This window comes from Ideonella paludis, from assembly GCF_018069865.1.
In the GTDB taxonomy this organism is placed as follows: Bacteria; Pseudomonadota; Gammaproteobacteria; order Burkholderiales; family Burkholderiaceae_C; genus Ideonella; species Ideonella paludis.
In genome coordinates this window covers 722,368-738,916 of the sequence record NZ_JAGQDG010000001.1, presented here as the reverse complement: position 1 = coordinate 738,916, position 16,549 = coordinate 722,368, and the positions used below count along the sequence as shown (strand labels likewise).

General features: G+C 63.0%; 16 protein-coding genes. 8 read left to right on the top strand and 8 right to left on the bottom strand.

Annotated elements, in window-relative coordinates:
- Nucleotides 1-19: 19 nt before the first annotated feature.
- On the bottom strand, nt 20-226 hold the full coding sequence (locus KAK11_RS03375; protein WP_210806133.1) for a hypothetical protein: 207 nt from the start codon (nt 224-226) through the stop codon (nt 20-22).
- Nucleotides 227-326: 100 nt separating this feature from the next.
- The gene (locus KAK11_RS03370) at nt 327-1,043 is read right to left on the bottom strand and encodes a helix-turn-helix transcriptional regulator (RefSeq protein WP_210806132.1); all 717 of its coding nucleotides are present in this window, start codon (nt 1,041-1,043) and stop codon (nt 327-329) included.
- Nucleotides 1,044-1,150: 107 nt separating this feature from the next.
- Here KAK11_RS03370 and KAK11_RS22355 point away from each other — a divergent pair, with 107 nt between their 5' ends.
- Nucleotides 1,151-1,567 carry a DUF4902 domain-containing protein gene (locus KAK11_RS22355; protein ID WP_510606742.1) on the top strand — a complete coding sequence of 139 codons (417 nt, stop codon included), beginning with the start codon at nt 1,151-1,153 and terminating at the stop codon, nt 1,565-1,567.
- A gap of 16 nt (nt 1,568-1,583) precedes the next feature.
- On the opposite strand, the gene KAK11_RS03360 is transcribed toward KAK11_RS22355, so the two are convergent.
- From KAK11_RS03360 to KAK11_RS03350, 3 genes are read right to left on the bottom strand one after another with little or no spacing between them, the layout of a single operon-like run.
- Nucleotides 1,584-2,747 carry an ABC transporter permease gene (locus KAK11_RS03360; RefSeq protein ID WP_210806128.1) on the bottom strand — a complete coding sequence of 388 codons (1,164 nt, stop codon included), beginning with the start codon at nt 2,745-2,747 and terminating at the stop codon, nt 1,584-1,586.
- Complete coding sequence (locus KAK11_RS03355) at nt 2,747-3,568, bottom strand: ABC transporter ATP-binding protein (protein WP_210806126.1); 822 nt, start codon at nt 3,566-3,568, stop codon at nt 2,747-2,749. The genes KAK11_RS03360 and KAK11_RS03355 overlap by 1 nt, the downstream gene beginning before the upstream one ends.
- Nucleotides 3,565-5,097 carry an alpha/beta fold hydrolase gene (locus KAK11_RS03350; RefSeq protein ID WP_210806124.1) on the bottom strand — a complete coding sequence of 511 codons (1,533 nt, stop codon included), beginning with the start codon at nt 5,095-5,097 and terminating at the stop codon, nt 3,565-3,567. The genes KAK11_RS03355 and KAK11_RS03350 overlap by 4 nt, the downstream gene beginning before the upstream one ends.
- Nucleotides 5,098-5,311: 214 nt before the next feature.
- Here KAK11_RS03350 and gstA point away from each other — a divergent pair, with 214 nt between their 5' ends.
- Nucleotides 5,312-5,920, top strand: coding sequence for a glutathione transferase GstA (gstA, locus tag KAK11_RS03345; RefSeq protein ID WP_210806121.1), 609 nt, complete (start codon nt 5,312-5,314; stop codon nt 5,918-5,920).
- Between the two features lie 83 nt (nt 5,921-6,003).
- On the opposite strand, the gene KAK11_RS03340 is transcribed toward gstA, so the two are convergent.
- Complete coding sequence (locus KAK11_RS03340; protein WP_210806119.1) at nt 6,004-7,968, bottom strand: alpha/beta hydrolase family protein; 1,965 nt, start codon at nt 7,966-7,968, stop codon at nt 6,004-6,006.
- A 179-nt stretch (nt 7,969-8,147) separates the two neighbouring features.
- On the opposite strand from KAK11_RS03340, the gene KAK11_RS03335 reads away from it, so the two are divergent.
- The 4 genes from KAK11_RS03335 (at nt 8,148) to KAK11_RS03320 (ending at nt 12,399) form a co-directional block, all read left to right on the top strand.
- Entirely contained in the window at nt 8,148-8,708 is a 561-nt protein-coding gene (locus KAK11_RS03335; RefSeq protein WP_210806117.1) for an ECF-type sigma factor, read from the top strand.
- A gap of 43 nt (nt 8,709-8,751) precedes the next feature.
- Nucleotides 8,752-11,541 carry a serine/threonine protein kinase gene (locus KAK11_RS03330; RefSeq protein WP_210806114.1) on the top strand — a complete coding sequence of 930 codons (2,790 nt, stop codon included), beginning with the start codon at nt 8,752-8,754 and terminating at the stop codon, nt 11,539-11,541.
- A 16-nt stretch (nt 11,542-11,557) separates the two neighbouring features.
- Nucleotides 11,558-11,998, top strand: a complete 441-nt coding sequence (locus KAK11_RS03325; protein WP_210806112.1) for a hypothetical protein — start codon at nt 11,558-11,560, stop codon at nt 11,996-11,998.
- Between the two features lie 116 nt (nt 11,999-12,114).
- On the top strand, nt 12,115-12,399 hold the full coding sequence (locus tag KAK11_RS03320; RefSeq protein WP_210806109.1) for a hypothetical protein: 285 nt from the start codon (nt 12,115-12,117) through the stop codon (nt 12,397-12,399).
- Between the two features lie 6 nt (nt 12,400-12,405).
- Here the strand turns inward: KAK11_RS03320 and KAK11_RS03315 are convergent, their stop codons facing one another.
- Both KAK11_RS03315 and KAK11_RS03310 read right to left on the bottom strand, forming a co-directional pair.
- Nucleotides 12,406-12,687, bottom strand: coding sequence for a DUF427 domain-containing protein (locus KAK11_RS03315; RefSeq protein ID WP_210806108.1), 282 nt, complete (start codon nt 12,685-12,687; stop codon nt 12,406-12,408).
- A gap of 35 nt (nt 12,688-12,722) precedes the next feature.
- The gene (locus tag KAK11_RS03310; protein ID WP_210806106.1) at nt 12,723-14,306 is read right to left on the bottom strand and encodes a thioredoxin family protein; all 1,584 of its coding nucleotides are present in this window, start codon (nt 14,304-14,306) and stop codon (nt 12,723-12,725) included.
- Between the two features lie 191 nt (nt 14,307-14,497).
- Here KAK11_RS03310 and KAK11_RS03305 point away from each other — a divergent pair, with 191 nt between their 5' ends.
- Together KAK11_RS03305 and KAK11_RS22140 are read left to right on the top strand one after the other, a co-directional pair.
- Nucleotides 14,498-14,989 (top strand): hypothetical protein, encoded by a 492-nt coding sequence (locus KAK11_RS03305; protein WP_210806104.1) that lies wholly within the window; start codon nt 14,498-14,500, stop codon nt 14,987-14,989.
- 189 nt (nt 14,990-15,178) lie between these two features.
- Nucleotides 15,179-16,534 carry a methyl-accepting chemotaxis protein gene (locus KAK11_RS22140; protein WP_310737733.1) on the top strand — a complete coding sequence of 452 codons (1,356 nt, stop codon included), beginning with the start codon at nt 15,179-15,181 and terminating at the stop codon, nt 16,532-16,534.
- Nucleotides 16,535-16,549: the final 15 nt, after the last annotated feature.

The following is a 16,549-nucleotide window of genomic DNA, read 5'->3' as shown; positions in this document are numbered from 1 at the left end:
CCGCGCCGCTACCAACCCATTACCAGCCGCGATAGGGCAGCGAGTCGTTGCCGCCGCTGCTCCAGCCGCGGTAAGGCAGCTCGGTGCTTTCTCCTGCAGACGCCGCGAGGCCACCGGCCACGCATTGCAGGGCCGCCATGTCCAGCTCGACCAGTTCCGCGCCAGTCGACACGACAGGAGTGGCCGTGTAGGAGGGTTGTGCATGAATGTGAGTGACTTGATACATAGGGGCCTCGGATCTTCAAGAGCGCAGCAAATCCTGCGTGTCTCTATTGGAGCGTCAATCGCGAAGCACTCACACTGTCAACTCTGACAGGTGTCTGGTTTTACCGGATCAAGCCCAGGCGCATGGCCTTGAGTACGGCTTGATGCTTACTGACGGCACCCAGCTTTTGCATGGCGTTTTGCAAATGAAGCACGGCCGTGCGCTCGCTGATGGACAGGATGGCCCCGGTCTCCCAGGCTGTTTTGCCTTCCATGGTCCAGCTCAGGCATTCCAGCTCGCGCCGGGTCAAAGAAGGCCTTTGGGCCTGGGTCTCTACCGGCACAAAGAGCCGAGACGCCGCTTCCTGCGCGTGCACCGCAAACAACTGCAAAGACGCCACCATGCGTGTCAGGCTGATGGGGCTTTTGGGCAGGCGGCGGTCACGGTCCACCCCCATCACAAAGTGGCGGCCCTCAGGCATGTGCAAGGCCAAGGCAATGCCGGTGCGGTAGCCATAGGCGGCCTGCTCCTCCCAGTGAGAGCCAAGGCCCTGCTGGACATAGGTGGTTTGATCCCAAATGATGGGCACCGTGCCGCGCTTGCAGTGCTGCATCACGGGGTCACGTCGGAAGGACTCGCTCAGGCCTGCGCTGGCTTCTTGCCAAGCCAGCGGCATGTTATCGACGTTAAAAAACTCAGAGTGGGTCAAAGAGTGGTCAATCACGGTCATGGCAGACACGTACTTAAACCCCAGATCACCAGCGAACCGAATGATCTCGTCTTTGAACTCCACCTGGCTCTTCACGGCCATGATGGCCTGAAAACTTGGGCTCAGCATGGCCAAGCCCCCACGCCCAACACCCCACACAGAGGCTCAGCTCCGGCTTTATCCCTGACAGGATTTACAGCTAGCAAGCACACGACGTCTTCTCCAGACTTCAGGCCATGCCGATATCCGCAAGCACCTCCATGCCCGCTAGTACCGCATTGACCATGCCACCTCCCTGGTCGCTCTATTCTTGGCCGACCATATTTTGTCAGGCGAATACTAAACGCCGTTTAAGATTTGTTCACCTAGGGTCGTGCGTTACTTTTGCCGCAGATGGTGAACATCCCACAAGTGGGCAGACCTTGTGGGCCGAACAGGGCAACACCCCAGGCGCGGGGTTGGCCTGGGACTGGGTTCAGATAGGGTCCGGTGTATTGGCCATGGCCAACCCGATGTGCGTGGTGACCAACCTGCGGTTGGTGAGCGAGAGCGGCGATGTGCTCTCGGTCAATGAGTCCGCGCTCTACTACAACCGCTTGGTCTGCGCCCTGCCGTGGCAGGACGAGGTCTGGCGCCTGCTCAATGCGGCGTGAGTCAGGCCCAGGTCGCTCACTTGACCGCGGCCCGCGTCAGTTGCTTGGCCACATAGGCCAGCGCCAGCAGTGCAATCGCCACACTCATGGCCGCAGGGATGAGAAAGTCGGTCATGCCCATGGTCTCGCCGCGCAACACCCGGCCCATCAAGGTGAACTGGGCCAGCACCGGCACGGTCAAGTGCCAAGCCTGCTCACCTTCTTGGTTGAACATGGCGAGCATGGGCAGCAAGGACACCAAGGTCAGCATCACCGCCGCATTGGCCTGGGCCTCCTTGTAGCTCTTGCAGCGAATGGCCAAGGCCATCAGCATGGCCGCCAGCGCCCCGACCAGCGGCGTCAGCACCGCCAAGAAGCCACTCAGCTCGACCCAACCATAGCGGAACATGGCTGCCAGGCTCTCACTGCGCAGCAACCACTGGCCTGGCAAAAAGCTCAGGCAGCCTAACGCACCAATGAGCCAACCAATGGCCGCCACCGCGCCCCACTTGCCGGCCACCAAGGTAAAGCGCTCGGTGGGGTTCATCAGCAAGGGTTCCAAGGAGCCACGCTCGCGCTCGCCCGCCGTGGTGTCTAGCGCCGCCGCCAGGCAACCATAGAGCACGGCCATCAGGGTGAAGAAGGGCAGCATGCCCGTGAGCTGAGCCGCCCGAGCCGACGCGTTGGAGAGATCCCGCTCTTGCACAGCCATGGATTGCAAGCTGGCCGGAGCCACGCCACGCATCGAGATGCGCAGCATGCTCTGCTCTTGGTTGAAGCCTTGCAAGACGCGCGTTAAGCGGCCGACGCTGGCTTGGGCGCGCTGATTCGCGCTGGCGGTGACCAGCTCCACCACCGGCACCTCACCGGCCGCCAGCTCGGCCTCAAACGTCTCGCCCACCACCAGCACCGGGTCGCCCAGCTTGCTGTCTTTGAGCTGCTTCTCAAAGTCGGCCGGCGCTTCGGTCAGCGTGAAGGTTTGGCGCTCGAGGTAGTTGCGCAGCGTAGGGGCATGCTCCAGCCCCATCACCACCATTTCCCGGGCATCGGCCCGCTTCTCGATATTGCCAATCATGGTGGACAACAAGACCAGCACCAGTGGGCCCATGGCCACTGAACTGAGCAGCACGGTGAACAAGGTGCGGCGGTCGCGCAGCGCGTCCACCAGCTCTTTGACCAAGACAATCCAAAAGCGCGACATCACAGAACCCCCCCTTGCGCGGCGTGGCCCGGCACGGCCTCGCGCGCCAATTGCAAACCGGCCGCCCGCCGCTCCTCTGCGCTGAAGGCCAGGCCGATGAATGCTTCTTCAAAATCGTGCTCTCCTGCGCGCTGCAGCAGGTCAGGCACGGTGCCTTCAGCCACGGTGCGCCCGTGCGAGATCACCACCACCTGGTCGCAAAGACGCTCCACCTCTTGCATGATGTGCGAAGAGAACACGATGCACTTGCCTTCCTCATCGCGCAAGCGCCGCAAGGCCTCGCGCAAGGCGCGGGTGGCCAGCACATCCAAGCCGTTGGTCGGCTCATCCAAGATGATGTTGGCGGGGTCATGCACCAGCGCACGCGCCAGCGCCGTCTTCATGCGCTCACCCTGGCTGAAGCCCTCGGTGCGCCGGTCCAGCAGGGGCTTCATCTCCAACAACTGAGCGAGATGCTCGGCCCGAGCCGCAGCGGCGGCTGCACTCAAACCATGCAGGCGGCCAAAGTAGACGATGTTCTCGCGGGCGGTGAGGCGGGGATAGAGCCCACGCGCGTCGGACAGCGCCCCCAAGCGGGCCAGGGCGCGCTGCGTCTCGGTGGCCACATGAATGCCATCCACACGGACCTCGCCTTCATCGGGAGCGATGAGCCCGGCCACCATGCGCAGGGAGGTGGTCTTGCCCGCGCCGTTGGGGCCGAGCAGGCCCGTGATCTGGCCATTGGCCGCACGCCAACTCACGCCGCTGACGGCCTGCACGGTCTGGGCCTTTTTGCCGCTGCCTTGCACAAAGCGCTTGCTCAAGCTGCTGACTTCAATCATCGCTGGGCTCCTGGGGTGCTGCCGGCGGTCACGGGGGGAACACGAGGCTGAATGGGTGCAAAGGCGGGCGGGCGCGGCATCTTCTGGGCGCAGTTGGCGCCTTTGGCGCTGGCGGTCACCTCTTCGAGCGCGGTGCTGGCGGACTCGGTGTCCACAAAGCGGAACACTGCATCGCGCACACAACCCAGGCTCAAAGTGCCGTGGCCGGCCTGCGGAATCACCACGTGGCGGGCCAAGGGGCCTAGGGCTTTGCTGACGCGCTCACCATGGCGTGGGGGAGTGGCCGGGTCCGCCCCGCCCGACAGCAGCAAGGTCGGCACCTTCACGGGCGGCAAGGTATAGAACGCGGCAGGCGGCGTGCCTACCGTCAGGCCTGCACAAGCCTCTTTGTATTGGCGCAGCGTGCCGTCCCCAAAGTCGGTCGAAACTTCCGTCACCGAGCCCAAGCGTGGCATGTCCTCGGCGCAGACCACGGCGAAATGCATGCCCATCGCCAAGCCCATGCCGCGCGGCCCTGTCATGGCCGACACCAAACCGACCAAAGGCGTGAAGCGACCCGCCTTGGCTTCGGTGATGGCATAGGGCAAGCCCGAGGCCAAGACCGGCGTGTAGTGCGGCACCCGGGCCCATTGCGCGATCTGGTCGCGCGTCAGCGTCATCAGCTCTTCGCGCCCGGTGATGGGATGGATCACCCGCGCCTCTTTCGGCAGCTCAGCGAGCAAGCCCTTCCAATCGGCCCGCAAGCGGGGGTAGAGCGACGCACAACGCGTGTCGGCCTCGCAATCGTCCAGCATCTTGTCCATCGCGGCTTGAGCATCGGCCGCAAAGGTGACCGGCAAGACCATGTCAGGTGGCGCGACGCCATCCAGCACGGCGCGGCGCACCTGCTGCGGGAACTGACGCAAATACTCCAACACGGCCCGCGTGCCGTAAGAGCCGCCCACCACGTTGACCTGCTCATAGCCCAAAGCAGCCCGCACGGCGTCAGCATCTGCCATCGCAATGCTCGTGGTGTAGTGGCGCAAATCGCCATGCGGCAAGGCGTTCAAGGTCTTCACACAGGCCTGCCACAGCTCCTTTTGGCGGTCCATGTGCAGGCTCTTGGCCAAAGGCTCGCCGGGCGACTCCTCGGCGCACTTCAGCGGGGCACTGCGGCCCGTGCCACGCTGGTCGATCAAAACCACATCGCGCCGGTTGCCAAAGCGAGACAGCATGTGGCTGATGGGCTGGGCCAGGTCAATCGCGCTCTGCCCCGGGCCGCCCGCAAAAAACAGCACCGGGTCCGGCTTCTTGACCCGCGCCACGGCGGGCAACACCGCGACGTGGATGTCGATCTGCGTACCTTGGGGCTGGGCCGGGTCCAGTGGGCGCTTGAGCACGCCACAGCGGGCCTCGTGCTCCACGCCTCGCAAACGGCACGGCTTGAGGCTCAGGCTGGGCGGCTGGGCGGCTTGAGCCGCGGCAGCGCCCAATGTCGCCACCAGCGCCAGTCCACGCAGAAGATGAGGAAGTGAGGAGGGCTTAGTCATGGCCGCGATTCTGACTGCCCGCTGGCTCATCTGCGGCCTCTTGCGCGTGAATAGCCCACGCCGTGGGATGAACGGCGGCCTGCGCAGGCTGAGCTGGCCCAGACCGGCGCTGCGTTCAGCGCGTTTGCACGCCGTCAACGAAAACCCTGCGCCGTGCTCGGGACCGACAGTGGCAGCATCATGTGCTGTTCCCACTCACTTCACGAATCCTCTTATGAAGCTCTACTACAGCACGGGCGCTTGCTCGCTCTCTCCTCACATTGCCCTGCTCGAGGCCGGTTTGCCCTTTGAGCTGATCTTGGCCTCCACCAAGACCAAGAAGCTCGCCGACGGCACCGACTACCTGACCATCAACGCCCGTGGCCAAGTGCCGCTGCTGGAGCTGGACAATGGCGAGCGCCTGACCGAAGGCCCCGCCATCGTGCAATACATCGCCGACCAAGCGCCGCAAACGGGCCTGGCCCCGGCCGCCGGCACCCTGGCCCGCTACCGCCTGATGGAGATGCTCAACTTCATCACCAGCGAGTTGCACAAGGGCTTTTCGCCGCTGTTCAACCCGGCCATGCCGGAAGAAGCCAAGGCCATTGCCCGCGACAAGCTGGCTGGCAACTTTGCGTGGCTGGACGGCCAGTTGAAAGGCAAGACCTGGTTGCTGGGCGAGACCTTCACCGTCGCCGACGGCTACCTCTTCACCGTCAGCAACTGGGCCCGCTTGGTGGGCGTGGACCTGAGCCCCTATGCCCGCTTGAACGCATTGCGCGAGCGCATTGCCGCCCGCCCGGCCGTGCAAGCCGCCATGAAGGCAGAAGGCCTGATCAAGTAAGCGCCGGCTGGAAGCCCCTGCTCCAACGAAAAGAGGCCCCGTGGGGCCTCTTTGTCATTCAGCATCGGGCTGCCGAAGCTTCTTCAGGGCTTCAGGTGCTTGCCAAAGAAAGCCTCCATGGCCTCGTAGAACTCGAAGCGGTTTTCCTCGTTGCGGAAGCCGTGGCCTTCGTTGTCCTTGACGATGTACTGCACCGTCACCCCGCGCTTCTTCAAGGCCTCGACCATTTGGTCGCTCTCGGCCTTGTTGACGCGCGGGTCCTTGGCCCCTTGCGCCACCAGCAGCGGCGTCTTGATCTTGTCGGCATGCAGCACCGGCGAGGTGGCCGCGAGGCGCGCGTTGTCCTTGGGGTCGTCCGGGTTGCCCACCATGGCGTACATCTGCTGGCGGAAGGGCTCCCAGTAGGGCGGAATCGTCTTCATGAAGGTGAAGAGATTGGCCACGCCCACATAGTCCACGGCCGCCGCATACAGATCCGGCGTGAAGGTGATGCCTGCCAAAGTGGCATAGCCGCCGTAGCTGCCGCCATAAATGCCTAAGCGTTTGGGGTCGGCAATGCCTTGTTTGATCAGCCATTGCGCGCCGTCGGTGACATCGTCCTGCATCTTCAGGCCCCATTGGCCGAAGCTGGCTTCCCAGAACTTTCGGCCATAGCCGGTCGAGCCCCGGAAGTTCATCTGCAACACGCAATAGCCGCGGTTGGCCAAGAACTGCACCTCGGGGTTGAAGCCCCACATATCGCGCGCCCAGGGGCCGCCGTGCGGGTTGACGATGCAGGCCAAGTTCTTGGCGGGGCGGCCCACCGGCAGGGTCAGGTAGCCCGGGATCTCCAGCCCATCACGCGCCTTGTAGCGGATCGGCTTCATGGGGGCCATCGCGGGCTCGGGCAGCTTGGGGTTGAGCACCGCCAGCTTGTTCAAGCCGCCGACCTTGGCATCAAACAGATAGCGCGTGCCCGAAGTCCGGTCGTTATAGGCCGCGATGATGAACTTGTCTTCTTGGCGCGTGGCCGCCTGCACCTCGATCTGATAGCCCGGCAGACGCTGCTTCAGCGTGTCCATCAGAGACGCTGTCTTGGCATCAAACACATGCCGCCCCGGCAGATCATCGGCGTACTCCACCGTGGCCAGCACCTTGCGCAGCTTGGAATAGGTCGCCCCCGCCAGATCCACCTTGGGGTGTTGCCACACCACCTGCTCGGCCTCGGGTTGGGCCGGGTCCCATTTCACCAGGGCCTTGAGGTCACGGCCCCGGTTGGAGAGCAGGAACACCTGCTTGTTATCAAAGTCGAAAAACAGCGGCTGCACCTCGGTGCGGAAATCGGTTTCGATGACCGTCTTGAAGGGCTCGGCCTCAGTCGCGCGGTAGAGGATCTTGTTGTTCACGCCATCAGACGCTACCGCCATGCGGACCTTGCCTTGGTGGTCCGTCACCCAGCCCAAGACATTGCCCGGATTGCTGGCCACCAAGGTCTCGGCGCCGGTGCGGACATGCACGCGGTAGAGATCCATGGCTTGCTTGTCACGCTTGTTGTGCTGTACCAGCACATGGTCCGGGTCGTCTTCCAGGTTGTCGACGATCTCGGCGCGGGCACCCTCATGAGGTGTCAGGTCGACCACCTTGCCCGTGGCCACATCCACCGCCACGACGTGGAAGTTCTCATCGCCGCCAAAGTCCTTTTGGTAGAGCAGGGTGCTGCCGCCCTTCCAAAAGTAGTTGTTAATGTCGCGCGCGCTTTCGCGAGTCATCTGTTTGGGGGAGGCGGTGGGCTTGCTGCCCTCCAGCGCTTGCACAAAAATGTTCATGCGGGGCGTGCTGCCCCCTTCTCCCACGGCCGGCTGCATCCATGACAGCCAGCGACCATCATCACTGATGCGAAAAAAGGCCTGGGCTGGGTTGGCGAAAAAGTCTCGCAGTGGCACCACCGCCGGCACACCTGGCTTAGGCGGGGACACCGCTTGCGCCAAACCGGGCACGATGGCCGCCAACGCTACCGCCGCAGCGGCCACCCCTGAAGCGCCTATCGGCGCTGAGCGACGAAGTCTCATGCACACCTCCAATGATTCGAAGCGCTGATGGTGGCAGAGCCCTACCCAGCGCAACAGGACGCTGCGACCAAATGCAGCCCCAGCGGTATGAACGGTTGTCACACAGGATGGTAGTGAATTAAGGCTCACTCTGATGCACCTAAACCACAACAATGATCTCAACCAGAGGAGTTGACAGCATGGGAGACGTGACCGTGCTGCTGAACGCCGCTCGCCAAGGTGAACCCTTGGCGATGGGGCATTTGTTCGACCTGCTTTATCCAGAATTGCAGCGCATTGCACATGCCCGCTTGCGCTGGCAAGACGATCGCCTGCTGATGGACACCGGCATGCTGGTGCACGAAGCCTTCTTGCGTCTGCACAGCAAGGAGCGCCTGGAGGCCCAAGACCGCGGCCACTTCCTGGCCTATGCCGCACAGGTCATGCGCTCGGTGGTCGTGGATACGGTCAGGCAACACTCGGCGCAGCGGCGCGGCGGCGGCTTGGCTGCCCGTGTGACCCTCAACACCGAAGCCATGAACGCCCTGCCGCAAGGCGAGGACGAAATCCTGGGGGTGCACGAAGCGCTGGAAGCCTTGGGGGAGATAGACCCGCGCTTGGTCCAGGTGGTGGAAATGCGCTACTTCGTGGGGCTGTCCAACCAAGAGATTGCCGACGCGCTGGGCGTGACCACCAAGACGGTGGTGCGCGACTGGAACAAGGCACGAACCTTTTTAAGCATGGCCTTGCGCAAAGACTGAATGTCCCTTCTGTCCGGCACTTTGCGTGTCCTGCCACAAGACCATGAAGCCCCTTGATACCTCAGGGCTCAAACCCAGCCAGTGGCGTGAGTTGCTGGAATTGGCTGAGCAAGCCCAAGAACTCCCCCCCGAAGACCTGCAGCCTTGGCTGGACAAGCTGCGTCTGGACGCCTCGGCGCACCAAGTGCTGCAGCATTTGATGAGTGAGCGGGCGGCCGTTGAAACACAAGACTTTCTTGGCCGGCTGCCCACGGCCTTGGCCGATGCTGCCAGCACCACCGGGCGACCGCAGGCCGGGCAAATGATCGGGCCCTGGCGCTTGCTTGAGCCCCTGGGTGAGGGCGGCATGAGCACCGTCTGGCTGGCCGAGCGCGCCGACGAGCAAGTCCAGCGCCAAGTCGCGCTCAAGCTGCCGCATGCCGGCCCGGGCCAAGACGTGCTGGCCGCGCGCTTGCTGCGCGAGCGCAACATCCTGGCCAGCCTGGAGCACCGCAACATTGCCCGGCTCTATGACGTCGGCCTGAGCGACAGCGGATTGCCCTACTTGGTGATGGAGTACGTGCAAGGCCAAACCTTGCTCGAGCATGCAGACGCCCAACAGCTCACGCTGCGCCAACGCTTGGCCCTGTTCCAACAAGTGCTGCGGGCCGTGCAATACGCCCACGGCAAACTGGTCTTGCACCGCGATCTCAAGCCCAGCAATATCTTGGTCAACGAGGCGGGCGACGTGAAGCTGCTGGACTTTGGCATTGCCAAGCCCTTGCAGCTCGACACCCCCCAGACGGAGCTGACCCAAGCCATGGGGCGGCACCTCACGCCAGGCTATGCCAGCCCAGAGCAGTGGCGTGGAGAAGCCCTGGGCACCACCAGCGACATCTACGCCCTGGGCATCGTGTTCTACGAATTGCTGGTGGGCCAGCATCCGTTTCACCATCACCTGCTGGGCAGAGCTGGCGCCGCCATCAACCTGCCTTGGGACGACGTGCGCCCTCCAAGCAAATGCGTCCCCCCTGCCGCTGCAGTTCGCCAACGCAGTGCGGACCCCGCCGCTCTGCGGCGCGCCCTGCGTGGCGACCTCGACACTTTGTGTCTCAAAGCCTTGGCGCCACAGGCCGAGCATCGTTATGCCTCCGCAGAAGCCTTTAACGCAGACATCACACGCTGGCTGGCGGGCGAGCCGCTGAGTATCCGCCCCCCCAGCGCCGGATACTTGTTCAGCAAGCTGGTGCGACGCCACCCCTGGGCCACAGCACTGGGCAGCTTGAGCGTGCTGGCCTTGACGAGCGTGTCTTTGGTGGCCACCGCGCTGGGCCTGCAGGCCCGGGAAGAAGCAACCCGCGCGCAGTCCGCCTACCGCTTCATGACGGACCTGTTCTCCAGCGCCGACCACGATGCCTCGACCGACCAAACCTTGTCGGCCAGCGACATCTTGCGCGCCAGTGGCGCCAAACTCCGCGCACTCAAGACAGAGCAAGATCGACACTTGGCCATTGAGCTGTTGAGTGGGATCGCGATGGGCCAGCGCCGCCTTGGAGACTATGAAGGGGCCGCAGACAGCCATCTCCAACGCCTGAACTACCTCTCACCTCATGAGCAAGCGACAGAGCGTGTCATGGCCCTGCTCGACCTGTGCATCGGCCATGTGGATCTGGGCAAGTACCAGGAAGCCCGGCACTTCCTTAGGCAAGCGCTAGATGAAAGTCCGCGTGCTGAACCCAGCCGCCGTCTGTTCAGACAGATGAGTGCCGCCGCTGGCTATCTGGCCCAGCACACCCAGCAATTGACCTTGGCCCAGCAGGCTCTGAACGTCTACCTCGAACTGGCCGCCAAAGACCCGGAGGACGTCGACGCTGAAGCCCTGATGCAAACCCATCTGGACATCGCCCAGATTGAGACACTGCGTCAACAGCCTGAATCGGCCCGTCGCCACCTTGCCGCCGCCGAGCAATTGGCGCAGGTCCATACGCAGGACTTTCCTTGGGCACGCTTCAACCCGGTGGCCATCTACCGCGTCAACATCGAGATGAATGAAGGCCGCTATGCGCACACGGTCGCTTGGCTGGCGCCCACCGTCAGTGCCTGCGGCGAGGCCATGGGCGCCTCCAGTGCAACGTGCAGCATGCTGCGCGCAGAGCTGCTGGCTGCCTACCAAAAAATGGGCCATATCGACCTGGCTGCCCAAGCCAGACCGCTGCTACTCAACCTGGACCGCAGCAAGGTCACGCCCGCCTTTTTCCGCGACATCTTGGCCTCATTGGCCAAGCTGGCCGGCATGCAAGGTGCGCCCGCCCACCATGAAGACCTGCTCGCTCTGGCCCAAGCCGCCAAAGATGCGGCCGAAAGCTCTGTAGACGCCAGCCTTGAACTGCCCTTGTTCAACGCCCTGGCAGAAGCCCATCTCTGGGCCGCTCGGCCGCAGGAGGCCAAACCTTGGGTCCAACGCGCACGCCAACTGCTGCAACAGCATCCTGGGCTTTCCGCCAGCCGCGAGTCCCTCAAGACCGGCCTGTACGAAGGTCTGATCCTGCAGGCTCAGGGCCGCTATCAAGAGGCACTGAGCGCGATGGGGCCGATCTGCCAGCCCTCGTGGCTGAACACGCCTACACCCCACCGTGTTCTGACCCATCTCAACAGCCTCAACTGCGTGCCCACCCTCGCGGCCCTGCAGCGCAAGGACGACGCCATGGCACTGGTCAATGCGGCGCTGCCGCTGCTGGAGCAAGCGATGGGCGCTGACAGCCCCGTCATGCAAAGGGTTTCGGCCCTGAAGGCAGATCTCGACAAAGTGCCAACGATTGCCCCCAAGCCGCGGCCCACCCTACCCTTCTTTTAACCGTGAGTAACTGAACATGCCCCAAGACTCCAAGCCCAGCGCCAAAGGCAAAGTCGGTGGCCCGCTGCGGCCGCGCACGCCGCCCAATTCGCCAAAGGGCATGCCCACCACGGTGAGCGTGGTCACGGAGGGTGCACGCTGGTCCGTGCCACCGGCGGCGGCCAACGGGGCCTACCTCTTTGTGCGCTCCAGCAATGGCGTCTTTATCACCAAGGCCGCACGCCAGAACGTAGGCTCGATCAACCCCTGGCCCCAACCAACCCCCAGCACGGCAGAGATTGGCCCAAGCAACGTCGCCATCGGTAGCCTGATCGACCCCGCTGCACTTCCGAACCCAACGCCAGAGGGAATGGTCTGGACCTACCTCGCACTGCCTGCGGGTGCCACCATCACCTTGCCCAATGACCCTTCTGGGCAGATACCAGGGGATGCATTGTTCTGGTTCTCGGCAGCCTGAGTCCCCTCAAGCAAATCGTTACATGCCTCTTTCAATGCCTGATGTCTCTTGCACGCGTCTCTTAACGTGTCAAAGAAGAGGCCCGCTGTGGGTCGCTCATCAAGGAGCTAGAGGCCATGCTGTCCCCCGTCAAACACAGGGTCGCGGACTGGAGCGCATTCGAGTTCGCCGTCCCTCCTGCTGCCAAATCTGCGCTGAACTACGCCATGACCGGCCTGCCTGGCCTCCACGCCGAGCCTTTTGCGGTGGCGACGCGTGACCTGGGGGGCCTGCACTACAGCTTTTTGTGCCGGGTCCAGCAGCGCGGCTGCTCGGGGTCTGAGACCATCAAAAAAGTGCAGGTCTACGCCCCGGAAGCGGGCGCACCCTACCTGACTCAGTTCTTGGATGTTCGGCCCTGAGGCCGGTCAGTCGACAACCTGCACGCCGCGCCCAAAGGCCACTCGGCCTTTGATCTCCGACGCGGCTTCAGTGGGTTCCGGATAGAACCACACCAAGTCAGCGCCCATCTCGCCGTTCACAAACAAGCTCATGTAATGCGCTTGCCCCTTCCAGGCACAGCCCGTGCGGTGGTTGCTGAAAGTGGTGTATTCCTTGCGCAGCGAGGACTCCGGGAAATAGTGGTTGCCCTCCACCACCACGGTGTCCTCACTCTCGGCGATGGTCACGCCCTGCCAAATGGCTTTCATGGTTCATTCACCCCTTGTGTTGCTGCTGTGGAGCCTCACGCCTTGATCACGCCTTCACACACCGATTTTTGCCCACCCTCCGTGGGCAGCTTGGCGCAGACAGGGGTGATCTGCTGGCGCAGGCGCTGGATCACGTCTTTGTGCTCGCCCTTGCCATTCCAAGCGGCCAGCTTCTGGCCCACACGCTGCAATGAACGAGCACTGCGCTCATAAAACGCGCCCTGCTGGTTGGCCGCCTCGGTGATGAGCTGGCTGGCCGTCTGCTCAATGCGCTTGGCATCTTGGGGTGACATGTCGACCAAGGCACTCAGATAGCTGGAACCCCATTGCAAACGCGTGGCCGGGCCTTCGCTCTTGGCAAAGGCTTGGCTGTACCAATCCAGCGCGTCCGCCGTGCGACCCTGCTTTTTGGCATTGCTGCCCAACTGGCTCATCAGGTAGTAAGGAGAATGACTCTTGCTCAAATTGGCCTTGAGCAGGGCATCCGACTCCTTCCACAAGCCTGCTTGCCCCAAGAGGTGCGCGGCCGAGGTGATGACTGCCTGGCGCTCATAGCCATCAGTGATCTCCGTATCGGCCTTGCTGACCTCGGCTTTGACCTGCTGGGTCAAGGCGTCGGCCAGCTTGGGCTGCACCGTGTCTTTGGGCATGTCGATGCGAGCCAGCTCCACCCGACCGATCAAGGCGGACATGCGGTCGGAGCGTGACAAGCTCTTGTCACCCTGCAGACGCTGCAAGGCGGCATCGAAAGCCTCGACCAGTTGCTTGCGTTCCGCACCGGCTTGCGGGGCAAGACCCCGCACCACATCGGCAGAAGCATTCACCACCACATCCATCTGAGCGCGCGTGGCCACGGGGTCGGCGAGCATCTTGCGGACCTTGTCGCGCAGCGCTGCGTCGGGCTTGACACCCTTGCCCTCGTCACTCTCCGCCAGCGACTTCAACAGCAAGCGCATCGCCGTGTCGGCTTCGGCCGGCGGGCAGGCCGCCGCAAGCTGCGCCAACAAGCCCGGCCGCTCCGGCGCGGGCACCAGTTGCGCTTCATCGGTGTCCCAAGAGTAATACGCCAACATGCGCCACTCATTAGCCGTCACGGGCTTGCCCGCCCGCGCCTCAGCCAACACCGTCTTGACGGGCCGCCCACCGGCCAAGCCCATCTGCAGCACATTCATCACCATGGGGGCATCCACCTCGCCGGGCAGGCGGGTGATCTCCGCACCGTCAGGGCTGAACAGAATCATGGTGGGATAACCCCGCACCTTGAAACGTGAGCCCAGCTTCTGGGCCCCTGGCAAGTCACCATCGATATTCACCGCCACAAAGTGCTTGGCCCGCTCGGCAAAGTCCTGGCGGTTGAACAAGGTGGCCTTGAGCTGGTTGCACGGCGGGCACCACTTGGCGCCCCAGTACACCAACACTGGCTTCTTCTCAGCCTTGCCCTGCGCAAAAGCCTTCTCGATGTCAGCATCTCCCGCAGCCGCCAGCCACGTGATGGTGCTGGAAGGCGCGCTATAGCCCGCCGGGGCAGCAGCATGGGCCTCTGGGGCATAAACCCCGGCCCAAAGCGCGACCCCCAAGGCCACAGCAGAAAGCGAGAACGAAGCAGTGCGGGTCAGCATGAGGGTCTCCTTGATCAGGCGGTGACGGTGGCGCAATGGGTAATGGCCACGTCTGAGAACAAGCTAGGATTGTGCGGCCAAGTGGGCCCTCTGTTTTTGACCGGCCCCTATCTCGAAGCCTGGGAATTCCCCGAGCCGACGCAGATGCGGCATCATCCCAATCTTCTCGCTCAGCGACCGACCTCAAGCCTATGTACGCTCTCGCCACCTTTGCCACAGCCCTGTCCTTGTCGGCCGGCTTCATCACTGCTGCGTGGGCCACTCCAGTGGCGGCAGACTGGCAACGCTGCCGCCAAGTCAGCGAGGCCTCCGCACGCTTGGCGTGTTACGACAAACTGGCCGACATGGCCGTTGCACAGCCCGCCGCCCCGGTGGCCGCTGCGATGCCGGCTGTCCCTCTCCCTGTTCAAACGCCTGCTGAGCGCTTTGGCATGGAACAAAAGGTCGCACAAGAAGGCGCCGTCGACACCATCACCAGCATGCTGCCTGGCGACTTTGAGGGTTGGGACGCTAAAACCAAGTTCACCTTAGCCAACGGCCAGGTTTGGCAGGTCACCGACGGCAGCCGCGTGTATTGGCCGGCTAAGAACCCCAAAGTCACCATTCGTCGCGGGGTTTTGGGGGCGTTTTACTTGCAAATTGAAGGCCTGAATACCACGGCCAAGGTCAAGCGTCTGCAGTGAACCCCTAAGGGTTTAGACGATTACCCCGGCGTCCGGCCTCTTTTCTCCTCTTTTCCGGCACCACGTTCGCGCAGACTGCGTGAACTTCGCCGCTGCCTCGCAGGCAGCGGACATTCGGCCCCGAAAGGACTAAAGGCGATGGACGCGACCAACACCCCGACCCGAATTTCAGCTCGGGCAGACCGACTGATGAGTCTCGCCCTCTTGGTCTCTACGGTGATCGCCGTGGCAACCGGCTGGCACTTCAACCAAGTGAATCTCGCCTTGATGGTGGGATTGCCGCTGCTGGTGGTCGGTTTAGGCATCGCCCGGCTCTTTCCCGGTAGCTTGGCCTCCCGCCTGACACTGGCCGCGACCCTGATGGGCAGTGTGGCTTTGCACATTCAATTGGCCCGAGGCATTGTGGAGTTCCACTTTGGCGTGTTCGTGGTGCTGGCGTTTCTGCTGTCCTACCGCGATTGGCGGCCTTTGCTCCTGGGTGCCGGGCTGGTGGCAGTGCACCACATTGCCTTTGACCGCCTGCAAGCAGCGGGCTACGGAACGTACTGCCTTACCGAGCCCGACTTCGCCCGGGTCTTGGCCCATGCCGGCTACGTCGTTGCCCAAACCGCCTTCGAGATTTACATGGCCGTGCTGCTTCGCCGAGATGCCAACCAAGGCGACGAGTTGAGTTTGCTGGTGAGCAAGGTTCAAACCGATGCCCACATCAGCCTGGATGTTCGTGACATCGACACCAGCACGCGTGCGGCCACCGCGCTCAAGCAAGCGCTGCTGCAACTGCATGGCTCTATGGCCGCAGTGCACCAGACCATTGGCAGCATTCAATCGGCTTCCGCCGAGATTGCGGGTGGTAACGCAGACTTGAGTCATCGCACAGAACAAGCTGCCGGCCATCTGCAGCAGACCTCTTCGTCAGTGGTGGAATTGACCAGCACCGTCAAGCAAACCGCCGAGTCCGCGCGCACGGCCAATGACCTGGCCGCCAGTGCCGCACAGGTGGCCGAACGCGGCGGCGAAGTGGTGGCCGCCGTGGTGAGCACCATGCAAGACATTCAACAGAGCTCTCGCAAGATTGGCGACATCATCGGCGTGATCGATGGCATTGCATTCCAAACCAACATCCTGGCCTTGAATGCCGCGGTAGAAGCCGCCCGCGCAGGGGAGCAAGGTCGCGGCTTTGCGGTGGTGGCTGGTGAGGTGCGCTCCTTGGCTCAGCGCTCGGCAGAGGCTGCACGCGAAATCAAATCCCTCATCAGCGCCAGTGTGGACAAGGTCGAGAGTGGGACGCGCTTGGTTCAAGATGCCGGCACCACCATGACCGACATCGTGGGCTCCGTCCAGCGCGTTTCACACATCATCAGCGAGATCACCGCGGCCACGGGCGAACAACGCGACGGCCTGGTTTTGGTCAATGACGCCGTGCATCAACTGGATGCCGTCACCCAACAAAATGCCGCCTTGGTTGAGCAAAGCGCAGCCGCTGCAGAAAGCCTGAAGTCTCAAGCCAACCAATTGGCTCAGGCCGTCTCTTCGATTCGCATTTGAAGCCAGTCTCGGCGG